Below are 14,680 nucleotides of genomic sequence, written 5' to 3'. Positions count from 1 at the left end.
AAAGGCAAACCACCGTCGGTCAGACGGTGGTTTTACGGACGGTCATTTCCTTCGTCTTGCAGGTTACCGGCCTTGCAACCTGAAATCTGTCGGGCATGACGATACACGCTATAGTAGGTAGACTGACTATTGCTGGCAAGCCTGTTGAACGTAAGGGTTATGATTCCCTTGTTTTGCGGCAATGCGCTGGTCGCGAGTACATTCCCATGGCGTGACCGGAAATTGTTTATCCCAGGCTTCGAACAGCTGGGTTTGCTGTCTGGATAAACGCAACTGGTAGCGATCCCGCATGTAAAAATAGGTGCGGGCGATGGGGCCGCGGGCGCGGGCCGGCGGCTCCGCCGCTTTGTTTTTGAAGTCGATCTTCATTTCACACTGGCCGTATTCGGACTGGCCGCCGTTCCATTGGCCATACATGAAATTACCGCGATCGCCGTTGATCTCGCCGATGGCGGGTTGCAGGTTATGTAGGTCGGTTTCCATTTCACGGTATACCGGATCTCTGCTGCAATTCTTTCTGCCGCCGTTTTGCCAGCACTGGCGCTGATGACCGAACTGCCAGGCGGGGACGACATGTTCCCATTCAATACGGCTGGCGCGCTGCTCGCTTTTTCTTACCTGATAGCCGCAGGAGGCGAGATCGGGAATGCCTTTTTTCCCCTGCCATTTGATTTCACAACCGCAATAAAACGTGCCGGGCGCTCCCTGATTGACCTGTACCGCGGCGGCTTTTGCCTGAGTAAAGTTATTGATGTTTTGACTAAAGGCTGCGGCGGAAACCAGACCAAACCCGACCGATGCGATAGCGAGTGTTTTGCGTAGCATATTCCAAAATACCCCATGGGCAATAAATCAGGCAGACTACCGGATGTGACTTCGGCAGGCAAATGCAAAAGCTGGTTTTTTAAGCTGATAATTTTCTTTTAAATAGAATTTGTTACGACGAAACGTAATGTTCCACCGCAATGGCGGCAACGATATTCTGTTTCGCCGCGCAGCACGCGGTTATGACGCCGCACGGTTAACTGATGCTGTCGACAACCACACTGATAGGGGAAAGTTTTGCCCTGCACGGATTTCACCTCGAAGCGGTGCGTGCGCCGGGCCGGCGTCTGCAATACGCTCTCCATCATCCACCGCCACTCATTGCCATGCGGCGCGACTTTGCCAAAGCGGGCAAAAACCAGCAGATGAGCTAATTCGTGCGGGACGACTTCATCAATAAAAGTTTGCTGGTTTTCCTGCAAGAGAACAGGATTGAGGCGGATTTCCCACTGTTGTAGCCAGGCTGTGCCGGCCGTCGACCCGCGCTGCTGATAGCTAACGACAGGCTCGGGGTAGTCGCTGTTCAAGGCCAGATTGGCTTGCCGGAGTTTTTCTCGCAGGCAACGCATGACCGCCTGATGGTAGGCAATGGGAATTCTCGGTGTATTCATACGAAGAAGGATAAAACGGGGCGGGGCGCAGCGCAATAACCCCTCTTGCGTCTCCCCCTTGCCAGGGGGAGACGCGATGCGGTATTACCGTTACAAACCGGCGGCTTCACGCAACAGCGCGGCTTTATCGGTTTTTTCCCACGGGAAGTGTTCGCGGCCGAAGTGGCCGTAAGCCGCGGTTTCCTGATAGATCGGGTGCAGCAGATCCAGCATCTGGATTAAGCCGTAAGGGCGCAGATCGAAGAACTCGCGCGCCAGCAGGATCAGTTTTTCGGTCGGGACTTTTTCCGTGCCGAAGGTTTCGATCATGATGGAGGTCGGTTCCGCGACGCCGATAGCGTAAGAAACCTGGATCTCGCAGCGATCCGCCAGACCGGCGGCAACGATGTTTTTCGCCACATAGCGAGCCGCGTAAGCGGCGGAACGGTCCACTTTCGATGGATCCTTACCGGAGAATGCCCCACCGCCGTGACGAGCGGCGCCGCCGTAGGTATCGACAATAATTTTACGGCCGGTCAGACCGCAGTCGCCCATCGGGCCGCCGATAACGAAACGTCCGGTTGGGTTGATGAAGAATTTCGTGTTGGCGGAAAGCCATTCAGCAGGCAGCACCGGCTTGATGATCTCTTCCATCACGGCTTCATGCAGATCTTTCTGCGCAATATCTTCCGAGTGCTGAGTCGACAGAACCACCGCATCGATACCGGCGATTTTTCCATCGTCATACAGGAACGTCACCTGGCTTTTCGCATCGGGACGCAGCCATGACAGGGTGCCATTTTTACGTACTTCAGATTGACGCTGGACCAGGCGATGCGCGTAAGTGATCGGCGCCGGCATCAGAACGTCTGTTTCGTTGGTGGCGTAACCGAACATCAAGCCCTGATCGCCTGCGCCTTGCTCCAGCGGATCGCTGCGGTCGACGCCCTGGTTGATATCGGGGGATTGCTTCCCGATGGCGCTCAATACGGCGCAGGAATTAGCATCAAAACCCATTTCGGAATTAACGTAACCAATGTCGCGCACAGTACGGCGTGTGACTTCTTCGATATCTACCCAGGCGCTGGTCGTGATTTCACCACCGACTAACACCATACCGGTTTTTACGTAAGTCTCACAGGCGACGCGCGCCTTAGGATCTTGCTCCAGAATAGCGTCAAGGACGGCATCGGAGATCTGGTCCGCAATTTTATCCGGGTGTCCCTCAGAGACAGACTCGGACGTAAAAAGGTGTTTAGCCATGAGTTTCTTTACCTTCAAATCAAAGCCGTTAAGCAATTTACCCGTTAATCAGTTTGGATGGATTAACATCTGGACGTCTATTCTAGGTCACGTTTTGTTCTCATTACCAGCAGTTTTTGGTTTTAACCGATCATCGTTTTTTGTTATCGGTCATTTTTTCTTACCGAGTAGCCGTCGACGGCGATATTTTCATTTTGCTTTTCCCGCATCATGTCGGTATAAACGGCAAGCGGTTTGTTCGCCGTGATAAAGGTATATTGACCGTTCCGTTGATGGTTTAACCGTATGCCCCGCGGCGTGCGTGGAGGTGATAGGATTAATGATCCGTTGTTTACTGAGTGTGTTGCGTTCACAACGCCTTTCTTTTGACGCCATAGCGTCATGCGCTCACCCCTTCTCTTTGTTTGCTCGAAGTTGCCTGTCTTTGAATTCGACGCAGGATTCCAGGGCCGGTTAGTCTGCCGCTGTTCCCTGAGCCGGAGGCGAACGCTGCTCTGCCGGTAATGATTTTTCCTGTTCTTTCCACCATGAGTTTTCACTGACCCGTACCACGGAGTCTGACAACGTGTTTTACACTAATAAGAGTAATACAACGGCGGCATACTGTATTCAGTCTGGTTTTTCACTGGCGATGCGGCGTGTTGCGAGCATTATGCTGGTTGTTTATTTAGGCGCTGAGACGATCAGCCGTACAAAAAAAGAAGAGGTTCGTTATGTCTGACGACATGATTCATCAGGGCTCGTCAGCGACGGGTAAATATGAAAATTTGCGCTCCATGCAGGAGGTTGCCATGAATGACCAGAATGCCAGCGAAATGCTTCGTACTTATAATATTGCCTGGTGGGGTAATAATTATTACGACGTTAATGAGTTAGGGCATATCAGCGTTTGTCCGGATCCCGATGTGCCGGAAGCGCGCGTCGATCTGGCCAAGTTGGTCAAAGAGTTGCAGGAAGAAAGGCACCAACGCCTGCCGGCGCTGTTTTGTTTCCCACAGATTCTTCAGCACCGTTTGCGATCCATTAATGCGGCGTTTAAACGGGCGCGCGAATCCTTTGGTTATCAGGGCGATTACTTTCTGGTTTACCCCATCAAGGTCAACCAACATCGCCGCGTCATTGAGTCGTTGGTTAATTCCGGCGAGCCAATGGGACTGGAGGCCGGATCCAAGGCGGAATTAATGGCGGTGCTGGGCCACGCCGGCATGACGCGCACGGTGATAGTCTGCAACGGTTATAAAGATCGCGAGTATATTCGTCTGGCGTTGGTCGGCGAAAAGCTGGGACACAAGGTTTATCTGGTCATTGAGAAAATGTCCGAGATTAAGCTGGTGCTGGAAGAGGCTGAGCGTCTGAACGTGGTGCCGCGTCTCGGCGTGCGCGCCCGTTTGGCTTCCCAGGGATCCGGCAAATGGCAGTCCAGCGGCGGCGAAAAATCCAAATTCGGTTTGGCGGCGGCGCAGGTGTTGCAATTAGTTGAAATGCTGCGTGACGCAGGCCGGCTGGAAAGTCTGCAACTGCTGCATTTCCATCTTGGCTCCCAGTTGGCGAACATCCGCGATATCGCCACCGGGGTGCGTGAGTCCGCCCGTTTCTACGTTGAGCTGCATAAGCTGGGCGTCAACATTCAGTGCTTCGACGTCGGCGGCGGTTTAGGGGTGGATTATGAAGGAACGCGTTCCCAGTCGGACTGTTCGGTCAACTACGGTCTGAATGAATACGCCAATAATGTGATTTGGGGTATTGGCGACGCCTGCAACGAATATGGGTTGCCGCACCCGACGGTGATCACCGAATCGGGCCGGGCGGTGACTGCGCATCATACCGTATTGGTTTCCAATATTATCGGGGTGGAGCGTAACGAGTTCAGCGAACCTTCGGCGCCGGAAGAGGATGCGCCGCGCGCGTTGGAAAGCCTGTGGTCAACCTGGCAGGAAATCAAGCAGCCGGGAAACCGTCGCTCGCTGCGAGAATGGCTGCACGACAGCCAGATGGATCTGCATGATGTGCATACTCAATATACGCACGGCATGCTGGATTTAACCCAACGGGCGAAAGCGGAGCAGCTTTATCTGAGTATCTGTCAGAAAATTCAGCAGCAGTTGGATCCCAGCAACCGTGCTCACCGACCGATTATTGACGAATTGCAGGAGCGTATGGCCGATAAGTTGTACGTCAACTTCTCGTTGTTCCAGTCGATGCCGGATGCATGGGGAATCGATCAACTTTTCCCGGTGATGCCGCTGGAAGGGCTGGATAAACAACCCGAACGCCGTGCCGTCTTGCTGGATATTACCTGTGACTCAGACGGGTCTATCGACCATTACATCGATGGGGATGGTATCGCGACCACGATGCCGATGCCGCCGTATGATGCCGAGAATCCGCCGTTACTGGGTTTTTTCATGGTAGGCGCTTATCAGGAAATTCTGGGGAATATGCATAATCTGTTTGGCGATACGGCGACCGTCGACGTATTCGTTTTCCAGGACGGCTCCATCGAGATCGATGAATCGGATGAAGGGAATACCGTTGCGGATATGCTGGAGTATGTTCAGCTCGATCCCGAAGTTTTGCTGGCGCGTTTCCGCGATCAGGTAAAAGGTACCGACCTGGATGCGGCGCTCCAGGCGCAATTCCTGGAAGAGTTTGAAAATGGTCTTTATGGGTACACCTATTTAGAGGACGAGTGACGTTTTAATCGCTCAAGGCAGATTGCGGAAGGATGTGCCGGCGCACATCCTTTTTTTTAGCATTAAGCCAGGGAATCCATGGCGTCGATATTTTTTATCGATGCGGATGGATAAGCCGCATCGCCGGGAAGACCATCCCTGAAGAGAATTTTGGCGATGAGTATTAATGAGTTTTTGTCCTGAACGCCATATTTATTCAATAATCTTGATTTGCTGTTCAATACGGATTTTTTATTCAGGCCGACGATGGCCGAGATTGACTCCACGCTGTAGCCCGCAATCCAATATTGAAAAACGGCATACTCTGATTTGGATAGTCTGACCGGCATGAGTGAATGCCGGCTATGCTGTGGGATAACGTCCAGCAACTGATAAAAGGCCGCTATCGGCGAGGATTTGGAAATAAGCAGCGTCTTTTCATCGATACATACCGGCGGGTGAAGGGGGGAGGCGTTGATGATCACGAAGGCGGCCGCCATAGGGTAAAAAAACGTTCTTACTGATTCGTAATATTCCTCAAACCCTTCGCTACTGCCGTCGATGATAAAGATACAGGTTGTTCTTCCCTGGGAAAGCGTAAACCGGCTGGAGGGTCTCACATATAGCGCAGGAATGCTGGCCAGGACTTCTCGTAAGCCCACGGTGGTAAAATGACATTTGCTGAAAATTCTCACATCCATGATTATTAACACATCAACGTTTGTTTTTTAAAAGGAGACAACCCAACAAGGGTTGCTGACGCCGCAAATACTACTCAACCGTTAAGAAAGTATTAAATGGGTGTGGTTTCAAATGGATATCTTGAAAAAATAAAAAGTGGAGAAGTATTTATTCTATATTTTTATGTTTATTTCAGGGGGAATTCAATGCCCGTAGGGGCGCTATTATGCTTGATTTGTAAACGTATTGCCATCTTTAAAATATATGAATTTCGCCCGCGTCGAAGGGAAAGATAATAAAGTCATATTATTTTAGACTATCATTTTTTATTCTTCGATTGGTTAACGCTATTACCGGTGGGGGCGCTAGCGAATGAGAAAGGCGACATTATTTAACAATAACTCGGCGAGGGCGGACAGTGTTGGCAACGGCACCTGGCGATACCAGGTGCCGGATGGGTATCAAATGTCTAAACGATTATTTGCCCGCGGCAATACGCTCACGGATATGTTTGGCGCGCCCCTCTGATGACGGATGCGAATCAAACATGCTGCTCTCATGTCCTGCATCCAGCTTGGCCAGTTTCTCAAAGCTGGTTGCCAGACCTTCGGTTTTGATGCCGCGTTTTTTCAGCAGATCAAACGAGTAGTCATCGGCCTGCGACTCTTGCGACTGGGAGAACTGCGCATTAACCAGTTTTTCACCCAGATCGGCAAGTTGGGACTGTGATAACGAAGCCGCCACGCCGCCCGCGGAAGCCGCGGCGGAACGGGCTGCGGTCGCGGCGTAAGCCACCTGCATGGCTTTGCGGGTGTGACCCAGCGCGACATGGCCCATTTCATGGCCCAGAACGCCCTCGATCTCATTGTCCGTCATCATGTCCATCAAACCGCTGTAAACGCGGATACAACCGTTTGCCATCGCCCAGGCGTTGACATCTTTGGTCAGATAAACCTTATAGTTGGCCGGCGTACCGTTAATATCGTGGCCCAATGCGTTCGAAATTTTATTCAGACGTTTTGTGTATACGCTATTAGCCGGAGCTATTTGAGCTTCTTTATCCATCTGCTCACAGGATTGGTTACTTAGCGTTTTTACCTGTTCGTCACTGAGTGTGGCCGCCTGGAAAGCCTGGGTGCCGGATTGTATCAGTGCGCTGGAGTCAAGATTCTGGCAGCCGCTGAGTAAAGCGGCGATACTGAGTGCCAGCAGAGGCAAAGAAATTCGAGATGTCATAAACATATTCCCTAAGATAGTGAGGTATAAAAATAAAAGCGTTGGCAACATAACCGAAAACATAATCGGGTAGTAGGCCATAATTCTGATTTATATCCGATAGTTATTCCTTGATGGGGCGCAAGTCTGCGGCGTTAAGCCCGGTTAGCGGCGATACGGAAAAAGAGTGGTTGACGAATTAGTGACTCAATCCACCGTTTTTGCTCACGGTTCCATGTGCATTCGCCTTGATTTTCATGTACATTTATAGTCATCTTTTCTTCGCCTTTCCTGGCTAACGTGTTGATTAATATATCCTATGTCTGACAAGACATCTGTTCAATCCGATCTGGAGTAAAGCATGTCCTCTCGTAAAGAACTTGCCAATGCTATCCGTGCGCTGAGTATGGATGCGGTGCAAAAAGCTAAATCCGGTCACCCCGGCGCCCCGATGGGGATGGCGGATATCGCCGAAGTTCTGTGGCGTGATTACCTGAACCACAATCCAGCCAACCCGCACTGGGCTAACCGCGACCGTTTTGTGCTGTCCAACGGCCACGCTTCAATGCTGATATATAGCCTGCTTCACCTCACCGGCTATGACCTGCCTATCGAAGAGTTGAAAAATTTCCGTCAACTGCACTCTAAAACTCCTGGTCATCCCGAGTACGGTTACACGCCGGGCGTGGAAACCACGACCGGACCGCTGGGACAGGGCATTGCCAATGCGGTGGGTATGGCGATTGCGGAGCGTACGCTGGCCGCGCAGTTTAACCGTCCGGGTCATGAAATTGTCGACCATTACACCTATGCCTTCCTGGGCGACGGTTGCATGATGGAAGGCATTTCTCATGAAGTCTGCTCGCTGGCAGGGACGATGAAGCTTGGCAAGCTGACGGCGTTTTATGATGACAACGGCATCTCCATTGACGGCCATGTGGAAGGCTGGTTTACCGATGATACGGCTGCCCGTTTTGAAGCCTACGGTTGGCACGTCGTTCGCGGCGTAGACGGTCACGACGCGGATGCGATTAAGCGCGCCATCAACGAAGCCAAGCTCGTTACCGATAAACCATCGCTGCTGATATGTAAGACGGTGATCGGTTTCGGTTCGCCGAACAAAGCCGGTACGCACGATTCCCACGGCGCGCCGCTGGGCGATAGCGAAGTCGCGGCATCCCGCGAACAACTGGGCTGGAAATACCCGCCGTTTGAGATCCCGAAGGATATCTACGCCGAGTGGGATGCGAAAGCCGCCGGTAAGCGTAAAGAAGCCGCCTGGGATGAAGCCTTTGCCGCTTACGCCAGCGCTTACCCCGATCTGGCCGCCGAGTTTAAACGCCGCACCAATGGCGAACTGCCGGCTGACTGGCAGGCCGACGCGCAGAAATTTATTGAGCAGTTGCAGGCCAATCCGGCGAAAATCGCCAGCCGCAAAGCCTCGCAGAATGCGCTGGAAGCCTACGGCAAGTTGTTGCCGGAATTCCTGGGCGGCTCCGCCGACCTGGCGCCGAGCAATCTGACGGTGTGGTCTGGCTCGAAGTCGCTGGATAAGGATAACGGCGGCAATTATATCCACTACGGCGTGCGTGAATTCGGTATGACGGCGATTGCCAACGGCATCTCGCTGCACGGCGGTTTTATCCCTTATACCGCCACCTTCCTGATGTTTGTGGAATACGCCCGTAATGCGGTTCGCATGGCGGCGCTGATGAAGATTCGCAGCATTTACGTCTATACCCACGACTCCATCGGTCTGGGCGAAGATGGCCCGACCCACCAGCCGGTTGAACAGTTAGCCAGCCTGCGCGTAACGCCGAATATGAGCACCTGGCGTCCGGCCGATCAGGTTGAAACCGCCGTGGCATGGAAATATGCCGTTGAGCGTCAGGACGGTCCGACGGCGTTGATTCTGTCGCGTCAGAACCTGGCTCAGCAGGATCGCAGCGTCCAGCAACTGGCGGATGTAGCTAAAGGCGCGTATGTGCTGAAAGACAGCGGCGGTCAGCCGGAAGTGATCCTGATCGCCACCGGTTCCGAAGTGGAACTGGCGGTGGGCGCCTATGACAAACTGACGGCGGAAGGGCGTAACGTTCGCGTGGTGTCGATGCCGTCTACTGATGCGTTCGACAAACAGGATGAAGCCTACCGTGAGTCGGTATTGCCGAAAGCGGTGTCGGCCCGTGTGGCGATTGAAGCCGGTATCGCGGACTACTGGTACAAGTATGTCGGTCTGAACGGCGCGATTGTCGGGATGGAAAGCTTCGGCGAATCCGCACCGGCGGAACTGCTGTTTGAAGAGTTCGGTTTCACGGTGGATAACGTGGTGGCGAAGGCTAAAGCGTTGTTGAAGTAAGTTCAGAACCGGCGCGATGCCGCCGGCGGTTGCTGACCAACCTTCGTGGCTTGTTTCCAAGGGAGGGCGCAGGCAGGCCACTCCCTCTGGTAAAGTCGGGGCGGGAGGAGGGTTATTGGTAAAGCGTCGGACTTTGTCATCAGACTGAGCCGCCAGAGCGATCTGGCGGCTTTTTGTATGGCGGCGCCATCTCTCCAGCTCGCCGTTCGTCTGGTAGAAATATGACGTGGGTCACTCTTCTGATGAGAGTCGAGTGAGAATATTTCTTTTGCAGGTTAATTCGTTTATGCTAGCTGAAGCGTTTCAGTTGTGATGTTGATAGCATTTATTCAACACAATCGGGCTTGCGCGGATTTGAATTCGGTTTAGCGAGCCCGGCAAGAGACGCAGGCGCGAGTCTGAGTGATTTAAGCATGCCGACGCCATTGCCACTTTCAGCAAGAAGTCTATATCCTATGCGGGTGGCACTATCATCGTTACACAGGGAACTGCATGACAATCCGTATTGCTATAAACGGTTTTGGCCGCATCGGCCGTAATGTCTTACGCGCGCTGTATGAGTCGGGCCGCCGGGCCGAGATCTCGGTGGTGGCGATCAATGAGCTGGCAAGCGCCGAAGGTATGGCTCATTTGCTCAAGTATGACTCCAGTCACGGCCGTTTCCCCTGGGATGTGCGTCAGGAATGCGATCAACTGTATGTCGGGGATGATTGCATCCGGCTGTTGCATCAGGCGGCGATCTCATCGTTGCCCTGGCGTGAACTGGGTATTGATGTGGTGCTGGACTGTAGCGGCGTTTACGGCAGTCGCGAAGATGGCGAAGCGCATCTGGCGGCGGGGGCCAAGAAAGTGCTCTTTTCTCATCCGGGAACGCCCGATCTGGACGCCACCGTAGTGTTTGGCGTCAATCATCAAAATTTACAGGCCGAACACCGTATCGTGTCGAATGCATCCTGCACAACCAACTGCATTATTCCTATCATTAAATTGTTGGATGACGCATTCGGTATCGAAAACGGCACGGTAACGACGATCCATTCATCGATGAACGATCAGCCGGTGATTGACGCCTATCATCGCGATCTGCGCCGTACTCGCGCGGCCAGCCAGTCCATCATTCCGGTAGATACCAAACTGGCGGTGGGCATCACCCGGATCTTTCCGCAGTTTGTCGATCGTTTCGAAGCGATATCGGTTCGGGTCCCGACAATTAACGTGACGGCAATCGATTTAAGCGTCAGCGTGAAGAACGCCGTCAATGTGAATGAAATTAATGCGCTTTTGCAAAAATCAGCGCATGGGGCATTTCGTGGTATAGTTGACTATACCGAATTGCCGCTGGTTTCGGCCGATTTTAACCACGATCCGCATAGTGCTATTGTTGACGGCACGCAGACCCGGGTTAGTGGTCAGCACCTGATTAAAACGCTGGTCTGGTGCGATAATGAATGGGGGTTCGCCAACCGAATGTTGGATACAACTCGGGCGATGGCGGCCTGCGGTTTCTAGTACGACGGTATTGATCTCGGGTCAATATCTCGCTCAAGCAACTTTAAAAGAGAATCAACAAGAGGATTCACCATGTCTGTAATTAAGATGACCGATCTGGATCTGGCTGGTAAACGTGTATTGATCCGCTCGGATCTGAACGTGCCGGTAAAAGAAGGTAAAGTGACGTCTGATGCGCGTATCCGCGCTTCTCTGCCGACCATCGAAGCCGCCCTGAAACAAGGTGCTCGCGTGATGGTGACTTCCCACCTGGGTCGTCCGACCGAAGGAGAATACAACGAAGAGTTTTCTCTGCTGCCGGTTGTCAATTATCTGAAAGACAAACTCTCTTCTCCGGTACGTCTGGCAAAAGATTATCTGGATGGCGTAGACGTTGCTGAAGGCGAACTGGTTGTTCTGGAAAACGTACGCTTCAACAAAGGCGAGAAGAAAGACGACGAAGTGCTGGCCAAAAAATACGCCGCGCTGTGCGACGTCTATGTGATGGACGCATTCGGCACCGCTCACCGTGCGCAGGCTTCCACGCATGGCGTGGGTAAATTCGCGCCAATCGCCTGTGCCGGCCCGCTGCTGTCCGCCGAACTGGAAGCCTTGGGTAAAGCGCTGGGCAACCCGGCTCGTCCGATGGTCGCCATCGTCGGCGGTTCTAAAGTTTCAACCAAACTGACCGTACTTGACTCCCTGTCCAAAATCGCCGACCAGCTGATCGTCGGCGGCGGCATCGCGAATACGTTCGTCGCGGCTCAAGGTCATAATGTCGGTAAATCCCTGTACGAAGCGGATCTGATCCCGGAAGCGAAAAAACTGCTGGAAACCTGCGATATTCCGGTTCCGACCGATGTGCGCGTGGCGACCGAATTCTCTGAAACCGCCGCAGCAACCCTGAAATCCGTCAACGAGATCAAAGATGACGAGCAGATTCTGGATCTGGGCGATGTTTCCGCGGAACGTCTGGCTGACATTCTGAAAAGCGCCAAAACCATTCTGTGGAACGGTCCGGTCGGCGTGTTTGAATTCCCGAATTTCCGTAAAGGCACTGAAATTGTCGCCAAAGCGATTGCCGACAGCGCCGCATTCTCCATCGCCGGCGGCGGTGATACGCTGGCGGCAATCGACCTGTTTGGTATTGCTGACAAAATTTCTTATATTTCTACCGGCGGCGGCGCTTTCCTGGAGTTCGTCGAAGGGAAACAACTACCGGCGGTCGTTATGCTGGAAGCGCGTGCCAAGCAGTAATGTTTTAAGCTGAGCGCCATGACGGCCTCTGCTTTGGTTGTTCCGACCCGCGGTCGGGACAACCCTTGATGAAAAAACAGATTTTTTAACCCCACGGCCAACGAAACAGGACACGTAACATGTCTAAAATTTTTGATTTCGTAAAACCTGGTGTCATCACTGGTGATGATGTTCAGAAAGTTTTCGCAGTAGCAAAAGAAAACAAATTCGCTCTGCCGGCAGTAAACTGCGTCGGTACTGATTCAATTAATGCCGTGCTTGAAGCCGCAGCCAAAGTTCGCTCGCCGGTGATTGTACAGTTCTCTAACGGCGGCGCCGCATTTATCGCCGGCAAAGGTCTGAAATCAGACGTTCCGCAGCAGGCTGCCATCCAGGGCGCGATCTCTGGCGCGCATCACGTTCATCAGATGGCTGAATACTACGGCGTTCCGGTTATCCTGCACACCGACCACTGCGCCAAGAAACTGCTGCCGTGGCTGGACGGACTGCTGGACGCGGGTGAAAAATACTTCGCCGCCTACGGCAAACCGCTGTTCTCTTCTCATATGATCGACCTGTCTGAAGAGTCGCTGGAAGAAAACATTGAAATTTGTAGCAAATACCTGACTCGCATGGCGAAACTGGGTATGACGCTGGAAATCGAACTGGGTTGCACCGGTGGTGAAGAAGATGGCGTGGACAACAGCCATCTGGATAACTCCGCGCTGTATACTCAGCCGGAAGATGTGGCTTACGCCTATGAAAAACTGAATGCAATCAGCCCGCGTTTCACTATCGCGGCTTCTTTCGGTAACGTTCACGGCGTTTACAAACCAGGTAACGTACAGCTGACGCCGAAAATCCTGCGTAACTCTCAGGATTATGTCTCTGAAAAATACAACCTGCCGCACAATAGCCTGAACTTCGTCTTCCACGGCGGTTCCGGTTCTACCGCTGCTGAAATTGAAGAAGCGGTTGGTTACGGTGTTATCAAGATGAACATCGACACCGATACCCAATGGGCGACCTGGGAAGGTATTTTGCAGTACTACAAGAAAAACGAAGGGTATCTGCAAAGCCAACTGGGCAACCCGGAAGGCGCCGACAAACCGAACAAGAAATACTACGATCCGCGTGCATGGCTGCGTGCCGCGCAGGGCACCATGGTCGCTCGTTTAGAAAAAGCCTTTAAAGAACTGAACGCTATCGATGTTCTTTAACTAAGATTCTTAAAGGTTTATCGCTAAGGCTCCCACGGGAGCCTTAATTTTATATAGCTTTCGCCGCAGACTGCGGTTTTTGGTGTGAAAACAATGCGCGGTCAGCGCGCGTAAGAATCAGGAGTCATTATATGGAAGAATTGAATGTTGGTGTGGAGCAGGCGACCGGTTGGCTGGTCAATCATCAGGATATATTGTTGCAGTATGCGGTTAATATCGTCGCCGCGTTAGTGATTCTGGCTGTCGGTCTGCTTGTCGCCCGTGTGGTGTCCGGCACGCTGAATAAAGTGTTGGTGAGCCGCTCGATTGATTCAACGGTGGCCGATTTTCTGGCCGCGCTGGTGCGATACGGCATCATCGCGTTTACGCTGATTGCCGTATTGAGCCGCGTAGGCGTACAAACGGCATCGGTTATCGCCGTACTGGGTGCGGCGGGTTTGGCTGTTGGTTTGGCCCTGCAAGGCTCGCTGGCGAACTTTGCGGCAGGCGTGTTGCTGGTGACCTTCCGGCCTTTTCGTATTGGCGAGTCGGTAGATTTGGGCGGTATCGCCGGCACGGTTACCCAGGTGCAGATTTTTTCCACCACTTTGCGCACGACTGACGGCAAAATCATCGTGGTGCCGAATGGCAAAATCATTGCCGGTAATATCATCAATAGCTCGCGCGAGCCCGATCGTCGTACCGAAATTATCGTCGGCGTGGCCTATGACGCGGATATCGACGTGGTTAAAAAGCTGCTGGGCGATATTGTCGCGGCCGATACCCGTATTCAACATGATAAGGGCGTCACTATCCGCCTGAATGAAATGGCGGCGTCATCCCTGAACTTTGTGGTATGGGTGTGGACCGCCAACGGCGATGCGCAGGCGGTTTATTGGGATCTGCTGGAAAGTTTCAAACGGGTGCTGGACGAAAATCGCATCGGCATCCCTTACCCGCAGATGGATGTTCATCTGTATAATGCCGATCGGCGGGAAACTCACTGATTTTATTCTGACTTATCCGGGAATGCGGCTATTCCCGGATAGCGTGCCATGCTGAAAAATTCCATATCCATCAAGATACTGCGGGTTATCGCCTGAAAGGTGAAATTTTTTCTCTTCGTTTGTTTTATCTTGCTCCTACCTTATTTTT

At 52.6% G+C, this 14,680-nt stretch carries 12 protein-coding genes; 6 read left to right on the top strand and 6 right to left on the bottom strand.

All coding sequences use genetic code 11. The features are described 5' to 3' along the window. Positions 1-126 precede the first annotated feature (126 nt). The 4 genes from endA to ABRZ26_RS13875 all read right to left on the bottom strand — a co-directional run bounded on the left by endA (position 127) and on the right by ABRZ26_RS13875 (position 3,061). Positions 127-825 (bottom strand): deoxyribonuclease I, encoded by a 699-nt coding sequence (gene endA / locus ABRZ26_RS13890; RefSeq protein ID WP_319604731.1) that lies wholly within the window; start codon positions 823-825, stop codon positions 127-129. Between the two features lie 98 nt (positions 826-923). Continuing rightward, entirely contained in the window at positions 924-1,436 is a 513-nt protein-coding gene (locus ABRZ26_RS13885) for a SprT family zinc-dependent metalloprotease (RefSeq protein WP_319604730.1), read from the bottom strand. Positions 1,437-1,526: 90 nt separating this feature from the next. Further along, positions 1,527-2,678, bottom strand: coding sequence for a methionine adenosyltransferase (gene metK / locus ABRZ26_RS13880; RefSeq protein WP_319604729.1), 1,152 nt, complete (start codon positions 2,676-2,678; stop codon positions 1,527-1,529). Positions 2,679-2,821: 143 nt separating this feature from the next. After that, complete coding sequence (locus tag ABRZ26_RS13875; RefSeq protein WP_319604728.1) at positions 2,822-3,061, bottom strand: hypothetical protein; 240 nt, start codon at positions 3,059-3,061, stop codon at positions 2,822-2,824. 330 nt (positions 3,062-3,391) lie between these two features. Here ABRZ26_RS13875 and speA point away from each other — a divergent pair, with 330 nt between their 5' ends. Further along, the gene (gene speA, locus ABRZ26_RS13870; protein WP_319604727.1) at positions 3,392-5,371 is read left to right on the top strand and encodes a biosynthetic arginine decarboxylase; all 1,980 of its coding nucleotides are present in this window, start codon (positions 3,392-3,394) and stop codon (positions 5,369-5,371) included. A gap of 62 nt (positions 5,372-5,433) precedes the next feature. Here the strand turns inward: speA and ABRZ26_RS13865 are convergent, their stop codons facing one another. After that, positions 5,434-6,051: a LuxR C-terminal-related transcriptional regulator gene (locus ABRZ26_RS13865; protein WP_319604726.1), complete on the bottom strand. Its 618-nt coding sequence runs from the start codon at positions 6,049-6,051 to the stop codon at positions 5,434-5,436. A 457-nt stretch (positions 6,052-6,508) separates the two neighbouring features. Beyond that, on the bottom strand, positions 6,509-7,267 hold the full coding sequence (gene loiP / locus ABRZ26_RS13860; protein WP_319604725.1) for a metalloprotease LoiP: 759 nt from the start codon (positions 7,265-7,267) through the stop codon (positions 6,509-6,511). Between the two features lie 340 nt (positions 7,268-7,607). On the opposite strand from loiP, the gene tkt reads away from it, so the two are divergent. The 5 genes from tkt (at position 7,608) to mscS (ending at position 14,532) form a co-directional block, all read left to right on the top strand. Continuing rightward, the gene (gene tkt / locus ABRZ26_RS13855) at positions 7,608-9,602 is read left to right on the top strand and encodes a transketolase (RefSeq protein ID WP_319604724.1); all 1,995 of its coding nucleotides are present in this window, start codon (positions 7,608-7,610) and stop codon (positions 9,600-9,602) included. A gap of 492 nt (positions 9,603-10,094) precedes the next feature. After that, positions 10,095-11,111, top strand: a complete 1,017-nt coding sequence (gene epd / locus ABRZ26_RS13850) for an erythrose-4-phosphate dehydrogenase (protein ID WP_319604723.1) — start codon at positions 10,095-10,097, stop codon at positions 11,109-11,111. A 72-nt stretch (positions 11,112-11,183) separates the two neighbouring features. Then, positions 11,184-12,347: a phosphoglycerate kinase gene (pgk, locus tag ABRZ26_RS13845; protein WP_319604722.1), complete on the top strand. Its 1,164-nt coding sequence runs from the start codon at positions 11,184-11,186 to the stop codon at positions 12,345-12,347. 119 nt (positions 12,348-12,466) lie between these two features. After that, positions 12,467-13,546, top strand: a complete 1,080-nt coding sequence (gene fbaA / locus ABRZ26_RS13840) for a class II fructose-bisphosphate aldolase (RefSeq protein WP_319604721.1) — start codon at positions 12,467-12,469, stop codon at positions 13,544-13,546. A gap of 131 nt (positions 13,547-13,677) precedes the next feature. Beyond that, positions 13,678-14,532, top strand: a complete 855-nt coding sequence (gene mscS / locus ABRZ26_RS13835; protein ID WP_319604720.1) for a small-conductance mechanosensitive channel MscS — start codon at positions 13,678-13,680, stop codon at positions 14,530-14,532. Positions 14,533-14,680: the final 148 nt, after the last annotated feature.

Origin of the sequence: Brenneria sp. L4-2C, from assembly GCF_040240335.1 — a bacterium.
In the GTDB taxonomy this organism is placed as follows: domain Bacteria; phylum Pseudomonadota; class Gammaproteobacteria; order Enterobacterales; family Enterobacteriaceae; genus Brenneria.
This window is presented reverse-complemented; position numbering and strand designations above follow the sequence as displayed.

Excerpts from the sequence above, each read along its gene's own strand:
- endA (WP_319604731.1), bottom strand. The coding sequence starts at position 825 with ATGCTACGCAAAACACTCGCTATCGCATCGGTCGGGTTTGGTCTGGTT.
- ABRZ26_RS13885 (WP_319604730.1), bottom strand. The coding sequence starts at position 1,436 with ATGAATACACCGAGAATTCCCATTGCCTACCATCAGGCGGTCATGCGT.
- metK (WP_319604729.1), bottom strand. The coding sequence starts at position 2,678 with ATGGCTAAACACCTTTTTACGTCCGAGTCTGTCTCTGAGGGACACCCG.
- ABRZ26_RS13875 (WP_319604728.1), bottom strand. The coding sequence starts at position 3,061 with ATGACGCTATGGCGTCAAAAGAAAGGCGTTGTGAACGCAACACACTCA.
- speA (WP_319604727.1), top strand. The coding sequence starts at position 3,392 with ATGTCTGACGACATGATTCATCAGGGCTCGTCAGCGACGGGTAAATAT.
- ABRZ26_RS13865 (WP_319604726.1), bottom strand. The coding sequence starts at position 6,051 with ATGGATGTGAGAATTTTCAGCAAATGTCATTTTACCACCGTGGGCTTA.
- loiP (WP_319604725.1), bottom strand. The coding sequence starts at position 7,267 with ATGACATCTCGAATTTCTTTGCCTCTGCTGGCACTCAGTATCGCCGCT.
- tkt (WP_319604724.1), top strand. The coding sequence starts at position 7,608 with ATGTCCTCTCGTAAAGAACTTGCCAATGCTATCCGTGCGCTGAGTATG.
- epd (WP_319604723.1), top strand. The coding sequence starts at position 10,095 with ATGACAATCCGTATTGCTATAAACGGTTTTGGCCGCATCGGCCGTAAT.
- pgk (WP_319604722.1), top strand. The coding sequence starts at position 11,184 with ATGTCTGTAATTAAGATGACCGATCTGGATCTGGCTGGTAAACGTGTA.
- fbaA (WP_319604721.1), top strand. The coding sequence starts at position 12,467 with ATGTCTAAAATTTTTGATTTCGTAAAACCTGGTGTCATCACTGGTGAT.
- mscS (WP_319604720.1), top strand. The coding sequence starts at position 13,678 with ATGGAAGAATTGAATGTTGGTGTGGAGCAGGCGACCGGTTGGCTGGTC.